The sequence below is a fragment of the Inquilinus sp. genome (assembly GCF_057815775.1).
In genome coordinates, this window is sequence record NZ_JBYRFX010000248.1 from 1 (window position 1) to 1667 (window position 1667).

The window sequence follows — 1667 nt, forward strand, 5'->3', positions numbered from 1 at the left end:
AGTGACGCCATGCTGCAAGCGGTCGGCATCCAGAAATCCTTCGGCAGCGTCCAGGCGCTGAAAGGCGTCGACGTCGAGATCCGGCCGAACGAGGTGGTCGGGCTGGTCGGCGAGAACGGCGCCGGCAAGTCGACGCTGATGCGCATCCTGGCCGGGGTGCAGCAGCCGACCAGCGGTGAACTGCGGCGCGACGGCGAGGTGCTGCACCTGGGCGATCCCCGGCAGGCCAATGCCCGCGGCATCGTCATGGTGTTCCAGGAGCAGTCGCTGCTGCTGAACCTCAGCGTAGCCGAGAACATCTTCCTGGGGCAGGAGCGGCCGTTCACCCGCTTCGGCCTGATCGACTGGTCCCGGCTGAACGCCGCGGCGCGGCAGCAGCTGGAGAAGGTCGGGCTGGACATCGACCCGTCGACCCGGGCCTCCGAGCTCAGCTTCGCCGCGCGCCAGATGGTCGAGCTGGCCAAGGCGCTGGCGCTGGAGGACCGGGTCGAGGGCGATCTCGTCATCCTGCTGGACGAGCCGACCTCGGTGCTGGAGCAGGCCGAGATCGACCTGCTGTTCGCCCGGGTCCGCGCGCTGAAAAGCCGGGCCAGCTTCGTCTTCGTGTCGCACCGGCTGGACGAGGTGCTGGCGCTGAGCGACCGCATCTACGTCATGAAGGATGGCGGCGTGGTCGCGGAGATGCCGGCCGCCGAGGCCGATGCCCCGACGCTGCACCGGATCATGGTCGGGCGCGAGGTCCACGCCGAATACTACCGCGAATCCGAACAGCACCCGCCGCAGGCCGAGATTGTGCTGCAGGCCAAGGGGCTGGGCTGCGCCGGCAAGTACCACGACATCGACCTGACCCTGCACAAGGGCGAGGTGCTGGGCATCGCCGGGGTCATCGGGTCGGGCCGCGAGGAGCTGATCCGCAGCTTCTTCGGCTTCGTCCAGCCGACCGCGGGCACGCTGGAGATCGACGGCAAGCCGGTGCAGTTCCGCTCCCCGGCCGATGCGGTCGAACACGGCATCGGCTTCATCCCCAGCGAACGCCGGGTCGAAGGCCTGGTCATGCTGCTGTCGATCGCGACCAACATGACCCTGGCCAGGCTCGAGGTGGCGGAAGGGCCGATGGGCCTCAGCCGCAGCCGGGAACGTGCCCTGGCGCAGGACTGGACCAAGCGGCTGGCGATCCGTGCCGCCGGGCCGGATGCGGCCTGCCTGTCGCTCAGCGGCGGCAACCAGCAGAAGGTCGTGCTGGCCAAGTGGCTGACGGCGGAATCGCGGATCCTGATCCTGGACCATCCGACCCGCGGCATCGATGTCGGCGCCAAGGAGGAGGTGTTCCGCCTGATCCGCGGGCTGTGCCGCGACGGCGTCTCGGTCATCCTGATCGCCGACACGCTGGAGGAGACGATCGGCCTCAGCCACACCGTGCTGGCGATGCGCGACGGCGCGATCACCGCCCGGATGAGCGCCGAACCCGGCCGCAAGCCGACCCAGGTCGACCTGATCGGGCACATGGTATGAGCGCGCACCGACAGATACAGGCTGCTCCAGAAATCATCCTCCCCCTCCCCCCGCGGGAGGGGGTAGGGGGAGGGGGCTGTCTCAGCCAGAGCCGATGGTCGATCAACCCGTCGCCGCGGCCATTCCAATCGCGAGATCCTCGCCATCCGCGCGCC

At 69.2% G+C, this 1667-nt stretch carries 1 protein-coding gene; it reads left to right on the top strand.

The window, feature by feature from the left end; genetic code table 11:
* Nucleotides 1-1512, top strand: a 1512-nt coding sequence (locus tag AC3XYG_RS08850) for a sugar ABC transporter ATP-binding protein (RefSeq protein WP_489139452.1), incomplete at its 5' end; no start/stop codon positions are given.
* Nucleotides 1513-1667 lie beyond the last annotated feature (155 nt).